General features: G+C 67.4%; 14 protein-coding genes and 1 pseudogene. 4 read left to right on the top strand and 11 right to left on the bottom strand.

Features of this window, described 5'->3' with window-relative positions; translation table 11 throughout:
- Positions 1-6: 6 nt before the first annotated feature.
- The 3 genes and pseudogenes from B3E94_RS22100 to B3E94_RS22090 all read left to right on the top strand — a co-directional run bounded on the left by B3E94_RS22100 (position 7) and on the right by B3E94_RS22090 (position 1,766).
- A complete protein-coding gene (locus B3E94_RS22100) occupies positions 7-675 on the top strand; it encodes a DUF3313 domain-containing protein (RefSeq protein ID WP_236237072.1) in 669 nt (222 codons plus the stop codon).
- A gap of 77 nt (positions 676-752) precedes the next feature.
- Positions 753-1,343 (top strand): annotated as a pseudogene (locus B3E94_RS22095) (AraC family transcriptional regulator ligand-binding domain-containing protein); the annotation flags it as partial.
- On the top strand, positions 1,332-1,766 hold the full coding sequence (locus B3E94_RS22090) for a helix-turn-helix transcriptional regulator (RefSeq protein ID WP_349681714.1): 435 nt from the start codon (positions 1,332-1,334) through the stop codon (positions 1,764-1,766). The pseudogene B3E94_RS22095 and the gene B3E94_RS22090, both read left to right, overlap by 12 nt.
- Here B3E94_RS22090 and B3E94_RS22085 read toward each other — a convergent pair.
- From B3E94_RS22085 to B3E94_RS22035, 11 genes are all read right to left on the bottom strand, one after another.
- Positions 1,763-3,397 (bottom strand): mechanosensitive ion channel family protein, encoded by a 1,635-nt coding sequence (locus B3E94_RS22085; RefSeq protein WP_286915210.1) that lies wholly within the window; start codon positions 3,395-3,397, stop codon positions 1,763-1,765. The two genes, B3E94_RS22090 and B3E94_RS22085, sit on opposite strands and share 4 nt — an antisense overlap.
- Positions 3,398-3,452: 55 nt before the next feature.
- Positions 3,453-5,981, bottom strand: coding sequence for a fused MFS/spermidine synthase (locus B3E94_RS22080; protein WP_286915209.1), 2,529 nt, complete (start codon positions 5,979-5,981; stop codon positions 3,453-3,455).
- A 78-nt stretch (positions 5,982-6,059) separates the two neighbouring features.
- Positions 6,060-7,628 (bottom strand): arylsulfatase, encoded by a 1,569-nt coding sequence (locus B3E94_RS22075; RefSeq protein ID WP_286915208.1) that lies wholly within the window; start codon positions 7,626-7,628, stop codon positions 6,060-6,062.
- A gap of 104 nt (positions 7,629-7,732) precedes the next feature.
- Complete coding sequence (locus tag B3E94_RS22070) at positions 7,733-8,758, bottom strand: HAD family hydrolase (protein ID WP_286915207.1); 1,026 nt, start codon at positions 8,756-8,758, stop codon at positions 7,733-7,735.
- Positions 8,759-8,771: 13 nt separating this feature from the next.
- Complete coding sequence (locus B3E94_RS22065; protein WP_286915205.1) at positions 8,772-10,091, bottom strand: hypothetical protein; 1,320 nt, start codon at positions 10,089-10,091, stop codon at positions 8,772-8,774.
- The gene (locus B3E94_RS22060; RefSeq protein WP_286915204.1) at positions 10,088-11,674 is read right to left on the bottom strand and encodes a VWA domain-containing protein; all 1,587 of its coding nucleotides are present in this window, start codon (positions 11,672-11,674) and stop codon (positions 10,088-10,090) included. Before B3E94_RS22060 ends, B3E94_RS22065 begins: the two co-directional genes overlap by 4 nt.
- Positions 11,671-12,672, bottom strand: a complete 1,002-nt coding sequence (locus tag B3E94_RS22055) for a vWA domain-containing protein (protein WP_286915203.1) — start codon at positions 12,670-12,672, stop codon at positions 11,671-11,673. The genes B3E94_RS22060 and B3E94_RS22055 overlap by 4 nt, the downstream gene beginning before the upstream one ends.
- Positions 12,659-13,144, bottom strand: coding sequence for a DUF4381 domain-containing protein (locus B3E94_RS22050; protein WP_286915202.1), 486 nt, complete (start codon positions 13,142-13,144; stop codon positions 12,659-12,661). The genes B3E94_RS22055 and B3E94_RS22050 overlap by 14 nt, the downstream gene beginning before the upstream one ends.
- Positions 13,141-14,091 carry a DUF58 domain-containing protein gene (locus B3E94_RS22045; protein ID WP_286915201.1) on the bottom strand — a complete coding sequence of 317 codons (951 nt, stop codon included), beginning with the start codon at positions 14,089-14,091 and terminating at the stop codon, positions 13,141-13,143. Before B3E94_RS22045 ends, B3E94_RS22050 begins: the two co-directional genes overlap by 4 nt.
- 11 nt (positions 14,092-14,102) lie before the next feature.
- Positions 14,103-15,077: an AAA family ATPase gene (locus B3E94_RS22040; RefSeq protein WP_286915199.1), complete on the bottom strand. Its 975-nt coding sequence runs from the start codon at positions 15,075-15,077 to the stop codon at positions 14,103-14,105.
- 153 nt (positions 15,078-15,230) lie between these two features.
- Positions 15,231-17,546: a tetratricopeptide repeat protein gene (locus B3E94_RS22035; RefSeq protein WP_286915198.1), complete on the bottom strand. Its 2,316-nt coding sequence runs from the start codon at positions 17,544-17,546 to the stop codon at positions 15,231-15,233.
- 294 nt (positions 17,547-17,840) lie between these two features.
- Here B3E94_RS22035 and B3E94_RS22030 point away from each other — a divergent pair, with 294 nt between their 5' ends.
- Complete coding sequence (locus B3E94_RS22030; RefSeq protein ID WP_286915197.1) at positions 17,841-19,136, top strand: DUF1254 domain-containing protein; 1,296 nt, start codon at positions 17,841-17,843, stop codon at positions 19,134-19,136.
- The last annotated feature ends 52 nt before the right edge of the window (positions 19,137-19,188 follow it).

The following is a 19,188-nucleotide window of genomic DNA, read 5'->3' as shown; positions in this document are numbered from 1 at the left end:
AGCTGCATGAACACCAAGACGTTAGCTGCATCGCTGTGCCTTGCAACGCTCATGCTGCAGGGCTGCGCTAGCAAATACGTGGAGTCCGACCAGTATTCGGGCTTCCTCAAGGACTACAGCATCCTCAAGGAAGACAAGTCGCCCTCGGGCGCACCGGTGATGCGCTGGATCAAATCAGGGGTAGATGCCAAGCGCTACACCAGCGTGTACATCGAGCCAAGCCAGCTCTACCCGAAACCGCAGCCGACCGAAAAGGTGCCGCAGTCGACCCTGCAGGGCATCACCCAGTACTACGACCAGACCCTCAAGAACCACTTCTCCCAGGTATTGCCGCTGGCCAGCAGCCCTGGCCCACGGGTACTGGTAGTGCGCCCGGCGATCACCGCCGTCAGCGCCCAGACCAAGAGCCTGCGCCCGTATGAAGTGATCCCGATCGCGCTGATCGCCGCCGGCATCAGCACCGCCACCGGTATCCGTGACCAGGACACCAGCATCGCCACCGAAGCGGCGTTCCTCGATGGCGAGACCAACCAGGTGGTGGCCGAGGTGGTGCGCAAGGGCGCCGGCACCGAGCTGGATGATTCGTCCCAGGTGATGCAGGCCAAGGACGCCAAGGCCGTGCTCGATGGCTGGGCCAAGGACATGGTCACCTCGTTCCAGGCCCTGAGAAAGTAAACCGCCCCACCCCACTGCAGGGCCGAGCCTGCAGTGGGGCGTAGCACCCTTGCTCGGCCCCACCGAGGCGCGATCCCATGGACAGCATTCGCGGCAGCGCTCTGCTGCAGTTCGACCAACTGCTGACCGAGCACGGCGCTCGGCAGCACGACTTGCTGGCGCCACTGAAGATCGACCCGCAGGTGGTCGGCAACCATGCCAAGCGCCTGCCCTACCTCAACCTCGTGCAACTGTTCGAGGGCAGTGCGCACGCCCTCAGCCTGCCGCGTTTCGGCCTGGAACTGGCGCTGCTGCAAGGCGCGACCCTGGTCGGCCCGTTGCGCCACCTGGCCAACTCGGCGCCCACCGTCGGCCATGCGCTGGTGGCGGTGATTCGCTACATGCGCCACTACAGCCCGGCCATTCATTTTCGCCTGGAGCACCGCGCCGGCCAGGCACTGCTGTACTTCGACAATGGCCTGCCCGATTCGCGGCATACGCCACAGATCGTCGAGAAATAGATGATGGGCGCCAGGCTGTTGATCGGCGAGCTGCGCGGCACGCCCCTGCGCCCGAAGGCCGTGACCTTGCGCCACCTGGCGCTGGGCGAGCCGGCCGGCTACCTGCGCTACTTCGACTGCCCGGTGTTATTCGATCAGCCGCACAACTGCCTGCTGATGCCGGCGGATGTGCTGCAAGAGGCGTGCGTTCACCATGACGCGGCATTGCATGCCATCGTGCGCCATTACCTGGAGGAGCAGGCGGTACCCTGTGACAGCCTGTGCGCCCAGGTCGAACGCATCATCCAGATGCTGCTGCCCAGCCAACGCTGCACCCTGGAGCAGGTTGCCCTGGCCCTTGAGCTGAACCCGCGCACGCTGCAGCGGCGCCTGGCGAGCGATGGCATCGACTTCGAGGATTACCTCGACGGCATGCGCCGGCGCCAGGCCCAGCAGATGCTGCGCAGCACCGGCCTGAGCGTGGGCCAGATCGCCAGCGAGCTGGGCTACCGGCGCACCACGTCATTCTGCCGCGCCCACCTGCGCTGGTTCGACATGACGCCGCTGGAACACCGCCGCCAGCATGGCGACCCGCAGGTCGCCCACCTTTAACCCTGCCTGTCCTGCGGCTTGCTGGAGGTATCCCGGGCCGGCGCGGCAAACCATTTCTCCCGCGGCACCCACTTCTCCTGCGCCGGGTCACCCAGATAATGCGGCGACATGATCTGCACGCCGTACTCGTTGAACACGTCCTGGATGTTGGCATGCAAAAGGCTCAGCAGCTCGGCCCGCGGCCGTGGCTCGCTGGGCACGGCCTGGGCCACCAGGCGGTATTCCGGGTAGAAGTCCGAAAGCCCGGTCTGGAACACCTGCGGCCGGGGCTTGGCAACGATGCCTTCGGTACGCTCGGCAGCCGCCACCAGCATCGCCTCGACCTGGCGCCAGGGCGTGTCGTAGCCGATGGTGACGACCGTGTCGACGATATAGCCGCGGCCCTGCACCACCCGCGAATAATTGCGCGTCACGGAGCCTGTGATCATCGAGTTGGGCAAGGTCAGCACCTCGCCAAGGCCAGTGCGAATGGTGGTGTTGAACATGCCCACTTCCGTCACCGTGCCTTCGTTATCGCCCACCCGCACGTACTCGCCCGCCTTCAAGGTGCGCGAATAGGTCAGGATCAGCCCGGCTGCGGCCTGCCCCACCACGCTGGAGGCCCCCAGCGAGATCATCAAGCCGAGCAGCACCGACAAGCCCTTGAACGCATCGGTGCCGGAGCCTGGCAGGTACGGGTAGGCCATCACCAGGGCAAACAGCCAGATCGCCAGCGAGGTCAGGCGGGTGGTGGGCTGCAGGGTTTCCTCGGTCAGCCACTTGAGCGTGCCGGGGCGCGCCATGCGCTCCAGGATGCGCCGGCTGAAGCCGCTGATGCCGCGGGCGATGAAGAAGATCATCACCGCCACAGCAATGCCGGGGATGGCCTGCAGCATGCCATGCAGCAGATAGCGCAGCAGGTCGAGCAGGTGCACGTTGAGGCTCTCGCCCCAGGGCCGGGTATAGGGGAACTGCGACAGCACGAAGCTCAGCCACTGGTAGCTCAGCAGAAACACCACCACCCAGTACAACAGGCGCAGCAGGCGATCGATCAGGTAGTACACGTACTGCATGTCGAACAGCGGCAGCTGGCCGACGCGGATCTGCTTGGCGCGCTCGCGCATCAACCGCGTCAACACCCCGCGCAGCTTGCGTCGGCCCCAGTTGGCACCCTTGATCAGCACCACGAAGAGCAAGGTGGACAATGCCGACCAGCCCACCGCCTTGAGCAGAAAGCGCAGGCTGCGCGCTTCACCGGTCTCCTCCACCACCTGGCGCAGCGCCGCGGCGGCCTGCTCGGCGGCCAGGCGCGTGTCGCCGCCGTTCACGCCCACATCCACGGGCGCGACGATGAAGGCCCGATGACCGCCGAGCAGCACCATGTGGCTGTTGAGAATCCTGTCGACGCTGACCTGCAGGTCGTCGGTGCCGCGCAGCGCCTCTTCGATCACCGCCGTGGCGCGCTGCACCCGGGCGGCCGGCGTTTCTCCCAGCAGCGTGGCGTTGAAGGTGAAGATGCTGCGGTTGGCGATGACCAGCTCGGCCGGGTCGGCGGGCACACCGTCGGTGGCGCTGGCGGCGCTGTCACTGCCCTGCCCCACGGCGGGCAACAGCAGCAGCCACACTAGCAGCAGGCGGAAAAGGTGGTTCATTGCACACTCCCTGGGCACTCGGACGCACGGCATCTGTGTAGTGATAGCACAGGGTTCACTGGCCGGGGCCTGGCCCCAGGAACCAGCGGAAATAAGGGTTGTCGCCGTCGCTTCTGGCCAGCTCGCGGGCCTCCCGCGCCCAGGCCGGGCGGTTGCCGTTGTAGGCATGCAGGCTGAGGCTGTAGAAGCGCGCAAGCGCCTGCCAGCGCTCGTTCACCGCACTGGCGAAGTCAGGGTCGGCGCCTTGCAGGGGTGGCGCGCCCTTGAGCGCCAGCAGCGCCGGCAGCACCCGGGTGATTTCCCGCGGCCGTACCCAGCCGGCGTACTCGATGCGCGGCTGGTCGTCGGTCACAGGCTTGGCGTCGCCGGCAAATCGTTGCAGCCCATCGCGGTCGGTGACCCAGGTCGCCAGCAGCGCCTGCGCCGAGTCCACGCCCACCTCGGCCAGCGCCTGGGCTACCGCAGGCTGCGCCAGGCGCTGGCGAATCCTGGGCACATCCAGCTGCAACGGTTGCAGCGAGCCGATCAGCAGCATTTCGTGGAACTCGGTGGTCCACAGCGACGCATGGGGGAAGACTTCGATGAAGCTCTGCACCAGCGCGCGGCTGTCCTCTTCGTTCTGGGTCGGCAGCGGCAGCCACTGCGCTACCAGGCCGCCTGGCTCCAGGCGTGCGGCAGCGAGCTGGTAGAAGTCGCGCGAGTACAGGTTGACCACACCCGCCGCCGAGGGGGGCGGAGGTTCGAGGGTCACCAGGTCGTAGTGCTCTTCACTGCGCAGCAGTTCGCGGCGGCCATCGCGCAGGCGGATTTCCAGGCGAGGATCACTGACCGCGGAGAAATTGCCTTTGAACAGTGGCGCTGCTTGCAGCACCTCGGGCAGCAGCTCGGCCACCACCGGGCGCTGCAGCCCCGGGTAGCGCAGCATCGCCCCGGCGGTGATGCCGGTGCCGAAGCCGATCACCAGCGCCGAACGCGGCTCGCCGCGGTGGATCAACAGCGGCAACAGGGCCTGCAGGCGCATGTAGCGCAGCGAGGGCATGGCATCGCCGGTATTGGATACACCCTGGATGTACAGGCGGTTGAAGGTCTGGCCCTGGCGCCCCTGGCTGACCACCGCCACGGTGCCGCCCTTGCCCTCGTGGTAGTAGGTGAGCTGGCCGTTACGCGCACCGGGCAGCAGCTCGGCCAGGCGCTGGGGCGGCGTGAGGGCCGCCACCAGCAGGGTCGCAGCGGCCACCGCAACCACCGCGAAGGCCATAGGCCGGCGCACACCCTGCCCCCGCCACACCGCCAGCAGGCCGACCACTGCGGCAAGGACGGCCAGCACCCCCAGCGCGCGCACCAGGCCCAGTTGCGGCACCAGCACGAAACCGGTGAGCAGCACGCCGACGATGCCACCCAAGGTGTTGAGCGCCACCACCGCACCCACGTCACGGCCGACATGGCCGCTGTCCACCGCCAGGCGCAAGGCCAGGGGGAAGGCCGCGCCGAGCAAGGTGGTCGGCAGCAGCACCATGCACAGCGCCGCCGTGGCGAAGCGGGCGCACATCCCGGCCAGTTCGCTGCCGAACAGCTGCAGGGCGAGCATTTCGGCCTGGGTCTGGGCCAGCACCAGCCAGCGTCCAAGCCCGGCAAGCTGCAACAGGGCCAGCAAGCCGGCCAGGGCGATCAGCAGGCCGAACAGGCCCCAGGGATCACGAATTCGATCGGCACGCCGCGCATACAGGGCGCTACCGGCGAGCAGCCCGCCCAGGTAGGTGGCCAGCACCACGGCGAAGGCGAACGCACGGGTGCTCATGAACGCCACGATCGACTGGCTCCACACCACCTCATAACCCAGGGCGACGCCACCGGCGAGGCAGTACAAACCGATGGCCAGGCGCGCTTGTGCGCCTCGCGGGGTCGACGTGCGCAGGGCCGCTGGCGGCAACGCTGCATCGCGCCGGCGGGCCAGCCAGGCGCCCAGGGCAGCCAGCAGGTTGAGCGAGGCGGCGGCGCAGGCGCTACCGCTAACCCCCAGGCGAGGCAGCAGCACGAACGCGGCCAGCAAGGTGCCGGCGATGGCGCCTGCGGTGTTCGCCGCATACAGCCGGCCGCCCGCCTCCGCCAGCTGGCCGCTGGCCGGTGCCACGGCGCGCACCAGCACCGGCAAGGTGCCGCCCATGAGCAAGGCCGGCAGCCCGACCAGGGCAAACGGCAAGACCCAGGCCAACGGGCCGGCGCTGCCTTCCAGGCGGGCGAACGGCCCGGCGGCGTGGGCCAGGCCCAGGGTGGCGCCGATGCCAAGCACCGCCACTGCCAGCTCCAGGCCTACGTAGAGCTGCACCGGGCGCTGCAAGCGGTCGGCCCAGCGCCCGAACAGCAGGCCGCCCAGGGCAAGGCCTGCGAAAAAGGCACTGATGCCGGTGGCCACGGCGTGCACTTCCACGCCGACCACCAGCGACAGTTGTTTGATCCAGAGCACCTGGTAGACCAGGCCGGCGGCGCCGGAGAGGAACAGCAGCGTGGCGGGTAACAGCACCTGCAGGTGCGCCTTGCTCTGCGGCGCAGCGGTGACGACGGAGGATGCTGCAGGTGATGCCATGCACGAAGCCCTTGTCTGGTGAAGGTTGCTACCGATGAATGACTGTGGGAGCCGGCTTGCCGGCTCCCACAGGGGGGCTCACTGCTTGTTCATCTTCTCCTCGATCTTCTTGTCCACATCGGCACGGATCTGGTCGATGCTGAAGCTCGCCGGCCGCTGGCTAGGCGGGTAGTCGACGAAGGTCTGGAGGAACGCGGCGGCCTTCTTGATGCCGTTGAAGACAAGGTAGTCGTTCTTGGTCAGCCAGTCGTTGTACTGGTCGGAAACCACGTCGGCGCGCTCGTAAGGGTCCATGCGCAGGTTGAACATCTTCGGCACGCGCAGGCAGGTGAAGGGTTCGCTCCAGACCGCGAAGCCGCCTGGCGCGCGTTGCTCGCAGAAGACGATCTTCCAGTCGCCATAGCGCATCGACACCAGCTCGCCGTCATCGTTGAAATAGTAGAACTCGGTGCGCGCGCTCTTGTCGGTCTTGCCGGTGAGCATGTCGAGCTGGTTGAAGCCGTCCAGGTGCACCTTGAAGTTCTTGCCACCGACATCGGCGCCCTTGAGCAGGCGGTCCTTGATGTCGACGTCGCCGGTTGCCGCCAGCAAGGTCGGGAACCAGTCGAGGCCGGACATCATCTGGGTGTTTACCGAGTCAGGCTTGATCTTGCCTGGCCAGCGCACCATCGCCGGCACCCTGAAGGCACCTTCCCAGTTGGAGTTCTTCTCGTTGCGAAACGGCGTGGTCGCCGCATCCGGCCAGGACCACTGGTTGGGGCCGTTGTCGGTGGTGTAGACGACAATGGTGTTGTCGGCGACCTTGAGGTCGTCCAGGGTCTTGAGCAGCTTGCCGACATCGCCGTCATGCTCGAGCATGCCATCGGCATACTCGTTGCCGACCATGCCGCTCTGCCCCTGCATCGACTCGCGTACATGGGTGAAGGCGTGCATGCGGGTGGTGTTCATCCACACGAAGAACGGCTTGTCAGCCTTGACCTGCTTGTCGATGAAGTTGATCGCAGCCTGGGTGGTCTCGTCGTCGATGGTTTCCATACGCTTTTTGGTCAGCGCGCCGGTGTCCTCGATCTTGCCGTCGGCACTGGCCTTGATCACCCCGCGCGGCGAGGCAGCCTTGATGAACTCCTGGTCATCCTTGGGCCAGTACGGGCGCTCCGGCTCCTCTTCGGCGTTGAGGTGGTAGAGGTTGCCGAAGAACTCGTCGAAACCGTGGTTGGTGGGCAGGTATTCATCGCGATCGCCCAGGTGGTTCTTGCCGAACTGGCCGGTGGCGTAGCCTTCGGCCTTGAGCGCCTGGGCAATGGTCACATCGCGCGCCTGCAGGCCCACCGGCACACCCGGCATGCCGACCTTGGACAAGCCGGTACGCAACGCCGACTGGCCGGTGATGAAGGTCGAACGTCCCGCCGTACAGCTGTTCTCGGCATAGTAATCGGTGAACATCATGCCTTCCTTGGCAATGCGGTCGATGTTCGGCGTCTGGTAGCCGACCACGCCCTTGCCGTAGGCGCTGATGTTGGTCTGGCCGATATCGTCGCCGAATATCACCAGGATGTTCGGCTTGTCCGCCGCACTGGCCAGCCCCGCCGCGAACGTTGCCGTGGCCGCGAGGGCGGCCGCCGACAACCATGCTCTTCTGGACTTCATAGCTACGCTCTCCGTTTCACGTCACTGCTGTAGTCCACGACTTCGGGCACATGGGCTGCCGACACGGGCCGGGCCCTGTACTCCTGCGGTTGGTTGATAACGCTTCAGGGTGTTTCGAAGGGATACACACGGCGCCATTCCCCGGCCATGTCCACCACCGTCCAACCTTTGGCCTGCGCCTGGTCCAGGGCCTTGTCCAGGTGCCCGACCTTGCTCGTGCGGTCATAGGCCCATTCACGGTGGGCGTCGGTGTGGTGCACCAGCCCGGCAAAGCGCCGGCCTGGCCCGGCCATGGTCCACTGCAGCATCTGCAGGTCGCCGTCGGAATTGCCAAAGGCCAGGATCGGCCGGCGGCCGATGACCCAGTCGATGCTCACAGGCTTGCCCGGGCCATCGTCGTTGTGCTGGACGGTGGGCAGGCGCTGGATGCTCAATTTGCCCTGCTGGTCCTGGAAGCGGGCGCCCAGGGTGGTGCCGATCACCTGTTCCGGCGGGATGCCGTACACCTCCTCGGCAAACGCGCGCATGAAGGCCACCTCGCCACCCGAGACGATGTAGGTCTTGAAGCCGTTGTCGCGCAGGTAGGCCAGCAGCTCCAGCATCGGCTGGAACACCATTTCGGTGTACGGCTTGCCGGTGCGCGGGTGGCGGGCGCTGGCAAGCCAGGCGCGGCTGCGGGCAATGAAGTCGCTGCTGCTCATGCCCGAATGAGTGGCGGCGACGATCTTCAGCAGGCCATCCATGCCTTGCGCGGCCAGGGCCTGATGGTCGCGCTCGAGCACAGCCTTGAACGGTTGCTGGGTACGCCACTGGGGGTGTTCGGGGGCCAGGCGCCTGACCTCGTCCATGGCGAACAACACCTCGAAGTACAGCGGCTGCTCGCTCCACAGGGTGCCGTCGTTGTCGAACACGGCGATGCGCTCGGCGGGTACGACGTAGTCCGGCCCGCCTTGCTGGCTGACCGCCTCGACGAAGGCCACGATGGCGCTGCGCGAAGGGCCTTCGCGCCAGGCCGGCAGCGGGTCGGCCGCCTGGGCCAGCAGTGGCAGCAGGATGAGCACCAGGCACAAACCGGCCTGGCGCGCAGCGCCGCGGGCCGAGTCGCGCAGGGTGAGCCTCGCTTGCGTCATTGCCTTACCTCGATCAGCGGCTTCGGGGGTTCAGATCATGCAGCGCGTGTTTGTCAGCGCAATTCGGCTGGCCCTTGGCAGCCTCCTGGCGCAAGCGCTGCAGCAGGCGCTTGCGCGCAGCGGCGCTGAGCGCGGGCTCGCCCTGGGCGCCGTAGGCGGCCTGGAAAAAGGCTAGCAAATCGCCCTGCGAATGCTCGCCGCAGGGATGTTCACTTGACGACAGCACACGTCGCCCGGTGCGGCGCCGAACCCACAGGTACAGGCCGTCCAGGCGCACCGGCAGGTGGGCGCACTGCTGCCGGGCCTGGCGCAGGGCAAAGCCTGGCGAATCGAGCCAGGCCTGGTGGCGCCGGGCCTGCCAACCGCGCAGCCAGTGCCAGCCTGCCCGCCCCCATTCACGCCCGGCCCATGCCAATGCCGCCAACAGCGACAGCGCTGCCAGCAGCACCAGCCAATGGCCGGAAAGCCTGACCTGCGCCCCCTGGCCGAGGGCCTGCAGGTCTTGCGTGAGGGAGAACGGTGCCTGGTAGGTGCCCGCCTGTGCCTGCACCTGCACCGCAGGCAGCGAAGCCGTGTGCGCCTCGCCCGTCGTGCCGTCCCACCACTTCAGCTCGATGGCCGGCAGGCTGAAATGCCCGGCGGCCGTGGCCACATAGCTGGCACTGTCCTCGCGCTGGCCGCCCAGGGTGCCGCCGCGGCCATCGCTGAGCGGCGCTACCTGGGGCGTCTGCACATAGCGCTTGAAACCTTCGACCTCGCTCAACGGCGGCGGCGGGATCAGCATGGCCTGGGCACCGACGGCGACCGTATGCAGGCGGCGCGTGATGCTGTCACCGACCCGCAAAGGGCTGTGCGAGCGCTCGATGGTCTGCGTCAGCTCCACCCGCTGCGCCACCAGGCGCTGCTCGCCGGCCGTGCTGGCGGGCCCGCTAGCCTCGAACGACAGCGGCTGGCTGCGCACGGTCAGCACCTTGTTATCCGGGCCAGGCTGAACGCCAAAGGCCAACGCCGGGATGTCGAAGCGCTGCGCCACGGTGGGGGTGATCTGGTAGTGGTAACGCAAGCCGAAGAAGGCCTTGCCGTCGAGCTGCTGGTTCAGGTGCTGGGCTTGGCCGCTGGGCGGGCTGACCACCGCGCCGGCCAGTTGCAGCGCTGGCAGCACCGGGGCATCGGTGAACCAGGTGTCGACCAGCAGGTCCACTTCCAGGTTGACCGTGGCCCCGGTCATCACCGGTTTGTCCGGCACCAGCCGCGCCTGCACCCTCACCTCGGGGTCCGCCGCATTCGCAAGCCCAGCCAGGCACATCAACAGCAGCAAGGCCCTGCGAATCATGGCGCCTCCTTGGCCGCATCCTGCAGCGCGAACTTGCGCCTGAGGAACTGCGCCGGCGAAGTGGTGAGGTTGTTCAGCCACAGCTGATCGGACGCTGCCTGGGCGGTCTGTTGCGGCTGTTGCTTGCCGCCTGCGCTTGGCGTCTGGTCCTCGACGACCTTGTCGGGTTTCTCGTCGGGTGGGTCTTCCTGCTGCTGGTCCTGGTAATCCTTGAGCAGCGCCTGGGCCAGCGCCAGGTTGGCCTGGGCTTCGGCGAACTCCGGCTGCAGACGCAAGGCCTGCTGGTAGGCGGCAATCGCCTGGGGGAACTTGAACAGGCGCACGTAGCTGTTGCCCTGGTAGAACCAGGCCATTGGCGTATCGACCTTGCCCAGGCTGGCCAGCGCCGCCTGGAAGTCGGCAGCCTCGTAGGCGGCGACGCCCTTCCAGTACGGGTCGTGGAACTGCGCGGCAGCCTGCGGGTAGTGCCCATGCTCGAACGCCCAGCGCCCTTGCTGGTCGGCGGTAAAGAAGGCGTCGGCCAGCGCCCCCGCCCGGGCAGGCTGCGCGGTTGCGCCCAGCAGCAGGGCCAGCAGCAGGCCCGGCAGCCAGTTCACCCGCCAGCCCCGGCGCACGCTCAACAGCACCAGCAGCAGCAGCGGCCAGCACAGCCAGTAGCCGGCATCCTTCCAGTGCAACTGCGCCTCCAGGCCACTGGCGGCCTTGAAATGGCGCTGGGCATGCAGCTCGATCCAGTCCAGGTCATCGTCATTGAGCGACAGGCTGCCCAGCGGCGCATTCGCCGCCTTGGCCAGGCCCTTGAGGCCCTGGGCATCGAAATCGCCCTGCACCGGGCGCCCCTGGGCATCGAGCCTGGGCAGGCCCTGGGCATCGCGCAGCGGGCCACTTGGCTGGCTGCCGACCGCCAGCACCAGCACCTGCAGCGGGCTGCCGCGCAAACGCTTGCCGATTGCCTCGAACTGGCTGGGGTCGGCGCCATCGGTCAGCAGCACCAGGCTGCCGGGCGCCTGTTCCGCGTCCAGCAGCTTGAGCGCCTGGTCGATCGCGCCCAGTGCGTCCTTGCCGGGCTTGCTCATCAGGTCGGTGGCCAGGGCCTGGATGAAGGTGTCGAGCAGCGCCGGGTCATCGGTGGCCGGCAGCACCAGGTGCGCGCTGCCGGCGTAGGCGACCAGCGCCGTGCGCGCCCCGGCGCGGCGCAGCACCAGATCGTGCAGGGTGTGGCGCACCGCCGCCAGGCGGCTGGGCGGCACGTCGTCGGCATCCATCGAAGGCGACAGGTCCACGGCAATGATCAGCGGTGCGCGGTTATCGAGAAAGTCTGGGGTGTCCTGCTGCCAGGTCGGCCCGGCGGCGGCCAGGGCGCCGAGCACCAGCACCGCGCCGAGCAGGTGCACGGGGCGCCAGCGCCGCTGCTCCTGCGGGGTGATCAGCAGGTGCGCGACCAGGTGCGGGGCGATGATGCCGTCAAGCTGGCGGCGCAGGTCGTGCCGGCGCAGCCACAGCAGCGGCAGCAGAACGCCGGGCAGCAGCATCAGCAGCCACAGCGGCCGCAGGAAGTGGAACGCGGCGAGATCGAAGGTCATGCCGGCGGCTCCACAGGTTGCGGCCGCCGGCCCACGAGCCTTGCGCGCGCCAGGGCCAGCAACTGGCCCAGCAGCAACAGCGCCAGGGCCGCGCCCAGCGGCCAGATGAACAGGTCACGCTTGGGCTGGTGGCTGAAGGTCTTGACCTGGTGCGGGGTCAGCCGGTCGAGGGTGGCGTACACCTGCTGCAGGGCTTGGCGGTCATCGGCGCGGAAGAACTGGCCACCGGTGGTGTGGGCGATCGCCTGCAGGGCGGCCAGGTCGACCTTGGCGTCACCGCTGGCCTGCGGATCACCGATACCGATGGTATGTACCACGATACGATTGGCCCGAGCCAGGCGCGCTGCGTGTTCGGGGGTGATGGCGCTGCCGGTGTCGTTGCCGTCGGTGAGCAGGATCAGCACCTTCTCCGGCGCCTGGGCATGGGCCATGGCCTTGATGGTCAGGCCAATGGCATCGCCCAGCGCGGTGTTGGGCCCGGCCATGCCGATGCCCACTTCGTCCAGCAACATCAGCAGGCTGGCGTGGTCCAGGGTCAGCGGCGCCTGCGGATAGGCCCCGGTGCCGAACACGATCAAGCCGATGCGGTCGTCCTTGCGCCGGGCAATGAAGTCGCGCACCACCGCCTTCACCGCGCTCAGGCGGTCGGTGCGCTGGCCTTCGGCGTTGGTGTAGTCGGTGGCCGACATGGACTGGGAGATGTCGATGGCCAGCATCATGTCGCGCATGGGCTGTTCGCGCTGGATCGGCCGCTCCACCAGCACCGGCCTGGCACAGGCCGCCACCAGCAGCCCCCACACCAGCACATTGAGCAGCAACTGCCCGCGCCCGCCGCTGGCGCTCGCGGCGCCCGGCTGCTTGCCGACGGCACGGCTCATGGCCGCGAAAAACGGCACCCGCAGTGCACTGCGGCTTTCCTGGTAGACGCCCAGCATCCGGTAGGCCACCCAGGCCAGGGGCAGCAGCAGGAACACCCAGGGGTAGTCAAACTGCCACATGGTGCCCCTCGATCCAGCGGCGGCTGGCACTGAACAAGGCGTCGAGCTGCTGCGCCTGCAACCCGAGCACCTGGGCATCCGGTGCATAGGCTAGCGTGTGCAGGGTGTCGGCAAAGCCCTCGGGCAGCGGCTGCGGCGCATGCCGGGCGAGAAACGCCTGCCACTGCGCACCGGCCAGGCTGGCCACCGGCGGCGCCCCCGGCATCGACAAGGCGACCCGCTTGAGCAACTCGGGCAGTTCGCGCAACCCCTTCAGCCCGTCGCCCGCCAGTTGCTCGAGCCGCTGCAAGGCTTCACGGCGATAACGCTCGCGCTGCCAGCGCCGCCAGCGCAGCACCGCCCACAGCAGCACCAGCGCCAGCAACAGCACGCCCACCACCAGCCAGGCCCAGGTCTGCGGCAGGTAGCTGAACGGCGGCGCGCCGGGCGCCAGCTCACGCAGTTGGTCGATGGCAGGCGCCGGGGTATTCATCGTGACGCCTGGGCCAGGCGGCCCAGCTCCCGGCGCAATTGTTCAAGGCTGTCGTCGCCAGTGCTCACCAGCAGCAGCGGCACCTGGCTGCGGCGCAGCAGTTCGGCGACATCGCGCAGGCGCCCGGCCAGAAACTCGCCCAAGGGCCGGTTGATGCGGCGCTGGCCAACCTCCAGCTCCACCTGCTGGGCACCCTGGGTCACATTGAGCCGGCCCTTGTCCGGCAGTTGCAGGGCAAGCGGGTCATAGACCTGGATGGCGATCACGTCGTTGTGCTGGCGCAACTGGCGCAGCAACGCCAGGGTGTCCGGGCCGATGCCGGCGAAGTCGCTGATGATGCAGATCAGGTGATCATGGCCCGCCGAGGCCACGCAGCTGCGCAGCACCTTGTCCAGCTGTGCATCGTTCTCCTCGTCCGCGGCATAGGCCGACAAGCGCTGGTTGGCCTTGATCACTGCGCTGCACAATGCCTCGACCCGCGCACGGCTGCGCAGCGGGCGCACATAGTCGACCTGCTGGTTGCCGAACACCATGCCACCGACCCGGTCGCCGGCATGGAACGCCATCCACGCGCAGATGGCCGCCAGCTGCGCGGCGCTGACCGACTTGAAGTAGCGCTGCGAGCCGAAATACATGCTCATGCGTTGATCGACCAGCACCAGCGTGGGCCGGTCGCGCTCCTCGGTGAACGTGCGCACGAACGGCTTGCCATAGCGCAGCGAGGCGCGCCAGTCGAGGTGGCGCAGGTCATCGCCGGGGATGTAATGGCGCAGTTCATCGAAGCTCAGCCCCCGCCCGCGCAGGCGCGAGGCGTGGTTGCCGGAAAGGATGCTCGACAGTGGCTGGCGCGCGACGAAGCTCAAGCCCCGGGCACGTGCTTCCAGCGCCATCAGTTCGGCGAGGGCGGCATAGACGAAACCATCGGCGGCAACGCTGCGCGCAGGCATCGGTATCTCCGTCAGGCGGGAATGGCCACCTTGTCCAACAGCCGGTCGATGACCTGGTCGGCGCCCACCCCATCGGTGATGGCGTCGTAGGAAAGCTGCAGGCGGTGGCGCAGCACCGGGTGCACCACGGCACGCACGTTATCCGGCGAAACGAAGTCCTGGCCATTGAGCCAGGCATGCGCCCGCGACACCCGGTCCAGGCTGATGCCGCCGCGCGGGCTGGCGCCGATGCTGATCCAGCGGGCCAGGTCGGCATCGTAGTCGCCGGGGTGGCGGGTGGCGTTGACCAGGTCGATGAGGTAGCGGTCGATGGCGGCGGCCACGTGCACCTGGGCCACTTCGCGGCGGGCGTCGAAAATCACCTGCTGGGCCAGGCGCGCGGGTTGCGTCGTGCCGTCAGGGCTGGCCTGGTCCTCTTCGCGCACCAGGCGCAGCACCTGGGTTTCGTCTTCAGGGCGCGGGTAGTCGAGCTGCAGCTTCATCAGGAAGCGGTCCATCTGCGCCTCGGGCAAGGGGTAGGTGCCCTCCTGCTCGATGGGGTTCTGGGTCGCCAGCACCATGAACAGCCCCGGCATCGGGTAGCTCTGCCCGGCCACGGTGATCTGCCGTTCTTCCATGGCCTCCAGCAAGGCGGCCTGGACCTTGGCCGGGGCGCGGTTGATTTCGTCGGCGAGGATGACGTTGCCGAACAGCGGGCCGGGCTGGAAACGGATGCTGTTGCCTTCGGCGGTCTGCTGCAGGATCTCCCCGCCGGTGATGTCCGACGGCAGCAGGTCGGGGGTGAACTGGATGCGCCGCATCTGCGCTTCCAGGTGCGTGGCCAGGGCTTTGACCGTGCGGGTCTTGGCCAGGCCTGGGAGGCTTTCGAGCAGCACATGGCCGTTGGCGAGCAGGCCCAGCAGCACGTGGCGGATGGTCTCGGCCTGGCCGAGGACCTTTTGCGCGACCGAAGCTTCCAGGGCCTGGACGTGTTCGTGAGTGTTCACGGGGCGGGGTTCCTGGGTGGCGTTTGGGAGTCTGGTAAATCTAGTTGGGTTGGGGTGGGGTGCAATGGGGTGTCGTGAAGAGAACATGCGCGGCGGTTGGCACCGGCTGCGCCGGTGTTCGCGGGGCAAGCCCGCTCCCACAGGCGCAGTGCCTCAGGGCTGCTTCTGCCAATACGGCTCGATGCCCCGCAACCGCGGATCTTCCGGCGCCACCTCACGCATCCGCTGCACATACGGCCAGGCCTGCTCCCGCTCCCCTGCCAGGGCATGCAGGTAGATCAGCGAATACAGCAGGTCCGCATCCGCCGGCGCCTGCTCCAGGCCACTGCGCAACGCCTGCAGCGCCTCGTCTCGGCGGTCCATGCGCGACAGCAGCAAGCCCTGGTTGTAACGAATGCGCGTATTGCCCGGCAGGGCCACGGCCGCTTGTTCCATCCAGCCCACCGCCTCCTCGGGCTTGCCCCGCTCCACCAGCAGCAGGGCGAGCATGTAGGCCAGGTTGCCGCGGTCGGGGGTGGGCATCTTGTCCAGCGCCACGCCTTCGCGCAGCAGCTGCTCGGCATCGTCCAGGCGCTGGCTGCCACTGGCCAGGGTCACCAGGTTGACCCTGGCCGGCGTGAAATACGGGTCCATGCGCAGGGCCTGGCGGTACTGCACCATGGCCTGCTCGTCACGGCCCTGGCGCTGCATCAGCACCGCCAGGTTGAGCCGCCCGCCCGGCAGGTCGGCGTTGCTGCGCAGGCGCTGTTCGTATTCGGCAAGCATGGCGCTGTACGGTTGGCGGCTGGCTTCGGGAAGCTGCGCGGCGGGCACGTCGGCCAGCGCACGCACGGCTTCGTCGCGCACCGCCAGGGCCGGGTCCTGCAACAGCGCCAGCAAGGGCGCCACGCGCTGTTCGGGCGGCACACGGCTGAAGCCGTTCACCGCGTAGGCGCGCACCACCGCGTCCTTGTCCTGCAGCGCCCAACGCAAGTTGCTGCTGGCCGCAGGCCCCATGCCCGCCAGCTGCTCGGCAGCGGTCGCCCGGACGATAGCGGGGTTGCTCTTGTCTGCCAGCACGTAGCCCAGGCGGCTGAGGCCGGAACTTGGGTCTTCGCGCACGGCATGGAAACTTTCGCCGTAATGGGCCGGGCGCTTGGGGTGGCTGAACCAACTGTCGATGGCGCTGGCGGCCCACGCTGGCTGGCGGTCTTGATGGCACATCGTGCAGGCATCCGGGCCGATGCCCTGGGCCGCGAGGTCGGGCCGTGGAATGCGCAGGGCGTGGTCGCGCCGGGGGTCGACGACCATGTAGTTCTTGCTCGGCATGTGGCAGTTCACGCACTGCGCGCCCGGCGAGCCTGCAGCATGGTGATGGTGCTCGGGGCTGTCGTAGTCCTTGGCCTGCAAGCCAGCGAAGCGCGCGGTGTTGGGCTGGGTGTTGTGGCACTGCAGGCACAGGCCGTTGCCTTCGATGCGCACCTTGGTGGTGTGCGGGTTGTGGCAGTCGGTGCAGGTGACCCCTGCGGCGTACATCTTGCTCTGGGTGAACGAGCCGTACTCATACACCTCGCCGTCGATCTGCCCGTCGGCGTGGTACAGGCCGGCGCGCAGGGTGGCCGGCAAGCTCTGGTCGAGCTGCGGGTGGCCGGGCAACTGGCCGGTGCCCAGGCCCTGCCGGCGGCTGTGGCAATAGGCGCACTGCTCTACCAGCCCCTTGCTGCCCAGCGCCTTGAAATCCACCGCCAGGCCCTGGGCCGGCGATGCCCCGGGGTTGCGCCTGGCCCAGTCGACATGGGCCTGGCTTGGCCCATGGCAGCCTTGGCAGCCCACGGTCTTCTCCTGCCAGGTACTGGCGAAGCTGTCCTTGGCATCGTCGTAGTGCTTGAGCAGCCGGGTCGAATGGCAGTCGGCGCACATGCCGTTCCAGTTCTGGTAGCGGCCGGTCCAGTGCAACGGGTCTTGCGGGGTAAAGCGCTGCCCGGGATACAGCGAGAACCAGCGCTGGCCACCCTGCTCCGCAGGCCGGCTGTCCCAGGCGATGGTCAGGGCCTGCAAGCGCCCCCGCGACAACGCCACCAGGTATTGCTGCAGCGGCGAGTAGCCGAAGGTGTAGAGCACCTTGAAGTCGGCCGGTTTGCCGTCCTCGCCTTCGAGGTTGACGAAATAGCCATCGCCCTTGCGATAGAAGCGCGCCTGCACGCCATCCTGGTCGTAGCGCACGTCATTGAAATTGCCCAATACGTTGGCCGGGCTGGCATCGCGCAGCGCCCAGGCATGGTCGGAATGCTGCCACTGTGCGGCCTGCTCGGTGTGGCAGGCCTGGCAGCTGCCGGCATCGGCGTAGCCTTCACGGTCCTTGGCCGGGGCCGGCGGCTGGCCGCCTCCCGGCGCGGCCATGACGAGCGGCGTGCTGGTTAGTGCCAGCAACAGCACGGTGCTTCTGACGAGCACTCGCAACCCCTGCACTGCCTGTGCACGCCACCCCATTGATCAGCTCCACGGCCGTTGCTGTTCGCCCTGTAGCGGGCTGTTCTGATGTATTCGCACCCCAAAACACAGCTTCACCCTAGTACAGCCCTCTGCTTCCTGCGCATCGTGCACAGGGGCCTGGCCGAAAAAACCTCGACTACACTGCGACAGGCTCAGTCGCCCAGCCAGCACATGAGCCAGGTGCCTTGCCCGAGTGACTTTCCAGTGCCGCAACGGGTCGGCCCTTGAGCCCTGGATAGGCGTTGCCCTCATCGATTGACAAGGCTGCGCAGGCAGCCACAAGGAGACGTCATGAAACACTGGTTGCTGGGTGCATCCCTGTTATCCCTGAGCGTATCGGCCTTTGCCCAGATCCCCGACAAGCTGGCCGAGGATGCCTACATCTATGGCTATTCGATCGATGAAGCCTACAAGTTCTTCTACGAAACGGCGGTGAAGACCCACACCCCGCTCAACCGCTTCCAGAACATCCGCCACCTGGCCGATGACACCTACACCGACCACCCCACCATCAACAACGACACCCTGCACCTGATGGGCTGGCTGGACGTGGCCGCGGAACCTGTGATCGTCAGCGTGCCGGACATGGACAAGGGCCGTTACTGGATCCTGCACACCATGGACATGGGCCACTACACCACCTCCATGATCGGCTCGCGCACCCGCGACACCAAAGGCGGCCATTTCATGTTCGCCGCCCAGGGCTGGAAAGGCGAAGTACCGCCCAGCGTCACCGAGGTGATCCGCGTCGACTCCAACCTGATCAAGCTGATGGGCCGGATCATGGCCACCGGCCCCGAAGACCAGAAGACCGCACTCAACTACATGGACGACTGGAACGTGCGCACGCTGTCCGCCTACCTGGGCCTGCCCGGGCCCAAGGCCAAGCAACGCAACTACCTGGACCCGGCCAAGAGCAACTGGCTGCAACGGGTCAATTTCGTCCTGTGCGATGGCAGCATGGCCAAGGCCGACCAGAAATGGCTGGACCAGTACAAGACGGTAGGCCTGGCCCCGTGCAAGAAAGACTTCACCCAGGAGCAGTTGGCTGCCGCCAGGAAAGGCGAGGCGCTGGGCAAGAAGCACATCGAGGAACTGGCGCCCAAGCTGACCACTTCCGGCAAGTCGCTGGGCACCCGAGAGCAGCTTGGTGATGGCCCGCGCGACCTGTTCGCCGTCGGCACCTACGTCGGCCAATGGGGCCTGCCACCGGACGAAAGCGTCTACCTCAAGGAAGGCACCGCCAGTGATGGCAAGAACATCAACGGCGCCAATGGCAAGTCGTACCGCATCACCTTCAAGGCGCCGGATGTCAGCCAGTTCTGGTCCTTCACCGTCTACGCCGCCGACAACCGCTTCATGGCCCACAACGCAATCAACCGCCACAGCCGCGGCGACCGCACGCTGAAGCCGGACGCCGAGGGCAACTACACCCTCGAGCTGAGCGCCAAGGGCGACGAGAGCAACCCCAACTACCTGCCCATTCCGGAAAAGGACGCCTACATCGTGATGCGCCTGTACGGCCCCAGCAAAGCAGTGCAGGAAGGCAGCTACAAGTTCCCGCCGATCGAGGTGGTCAAGCCCTGAAACCTGCCTGTTCGATCTGCCCTGGAGGCCCCGTGACGTCCCGTCGCAGGGG

The organism is Pseudomonas sp. UBA6315, assembly GCF_002438125.1.
GTDB classification, from domain to species: domain Bacteria; phylum Pseudomonadota; class Gammaproteobacteria; order Pseudomonadales; family Pseudomonadaceae; genus Aquipseudomonas; species Aquipseudomonas faucium.
This window is presented reverse-complemented; position numbering and strand designations above follow the sequence as displayed.

Bases quoted from the DNA above. Each gene is read 5' to 3' on its own strand.
- B3E94_RS22035 (WP_286915198.1), bottom strand. From the start codon at position 17,546: ATGGGGTGGCGTGCACAGGCAGTGCAGGGGTTGCGAGTGCTCGTCAGA.
- B3E94_RS22060 (WP_286915204.1), bottom strand. From the start codon at position 11,674: ATGACCTTCGATCTCGCCGCGTTCCACTTCCTGCGGCCGCTGTGGCTG.
- B3E94_RS22065 (WP_286915205.1), bottom strand. From the start codon at position 10,091: ATGATTCGCAGGGCCTTGCTGCTGTTGATGTGCCTGGCTGGGCTTGCG.
- B3E94_RS22030 (WP_286915197.1), top strand. From the start codon at position 17,841: ATGAAACACTGGTTGCTGGGTGCATCCCTGTTATCCCTGAGCGTATCG.
- B3E94_RS22080 (WP_286915209.1), bottom strand. From the start codon at position 5,981: ATGGCATCACCTGCAGCATCCTCCGTCGTCACCGCTGCGCCGCAGAGC.
- B3E94_RS22085 (WP_286915210.1), bottom strand. From the start codon at position 3,397: ATGAACCACCTTTTCCGCCTGCTGCTAGTGTGGCTGCTGCTGTTGCCC.
- B3E94_RS22050 (WP_286915202.1), bottom strand. From the start codon at position 13,144: ATGAATACCCCGGCGCCTGCCATCGACCAACTGCGTGAGCTGGCGCCC.
- B3E94_RS22075 (WP_286915208.1), bottom strand. From the start codon at position 7,628: ATGAAGTCCAGAAGAGCATGGTTGTCGGCGGCCGCCCTCGCGGCCACG.
- B3E94_RS22090 (WP_349681714.1), top strand. From the start codon at position 1,332: ATGCCGGCGGATGTGCTGCAAGAGGCGTGCGTTCACCATGACGCGGCA.
- B3E94_RS22100 (WP_236237072.1), top strand. From the start codon at position 7: ATGAACACCAAGACGTTAGCTGCATCGCTGTGCCTTGCAACGCTCATG.
- B3E94_RS22070 (WP_286915207.1), bottom strand. From the start codon at position 8,758: ATGACGCAAGCGAGGCTCACCCTGCGCGACTCGGCCCGCGGCGCTGCG.
- B3E94_RS22045 (WP_286915201.1), bottom strand. From the start codon at position 14,091: ATGCCTGCGCGCAGCGTTGCCGCCGATGGTTTCGTCTATGCCGCCCTC.
- B3E94_RS22055 (WP_286915203.1), bottom strand. From the start codon at position 12,672: ATGTGGCAGTTTGACTACCCCTGGGTGTTCCTGCTGCTGCCCCTGGCC.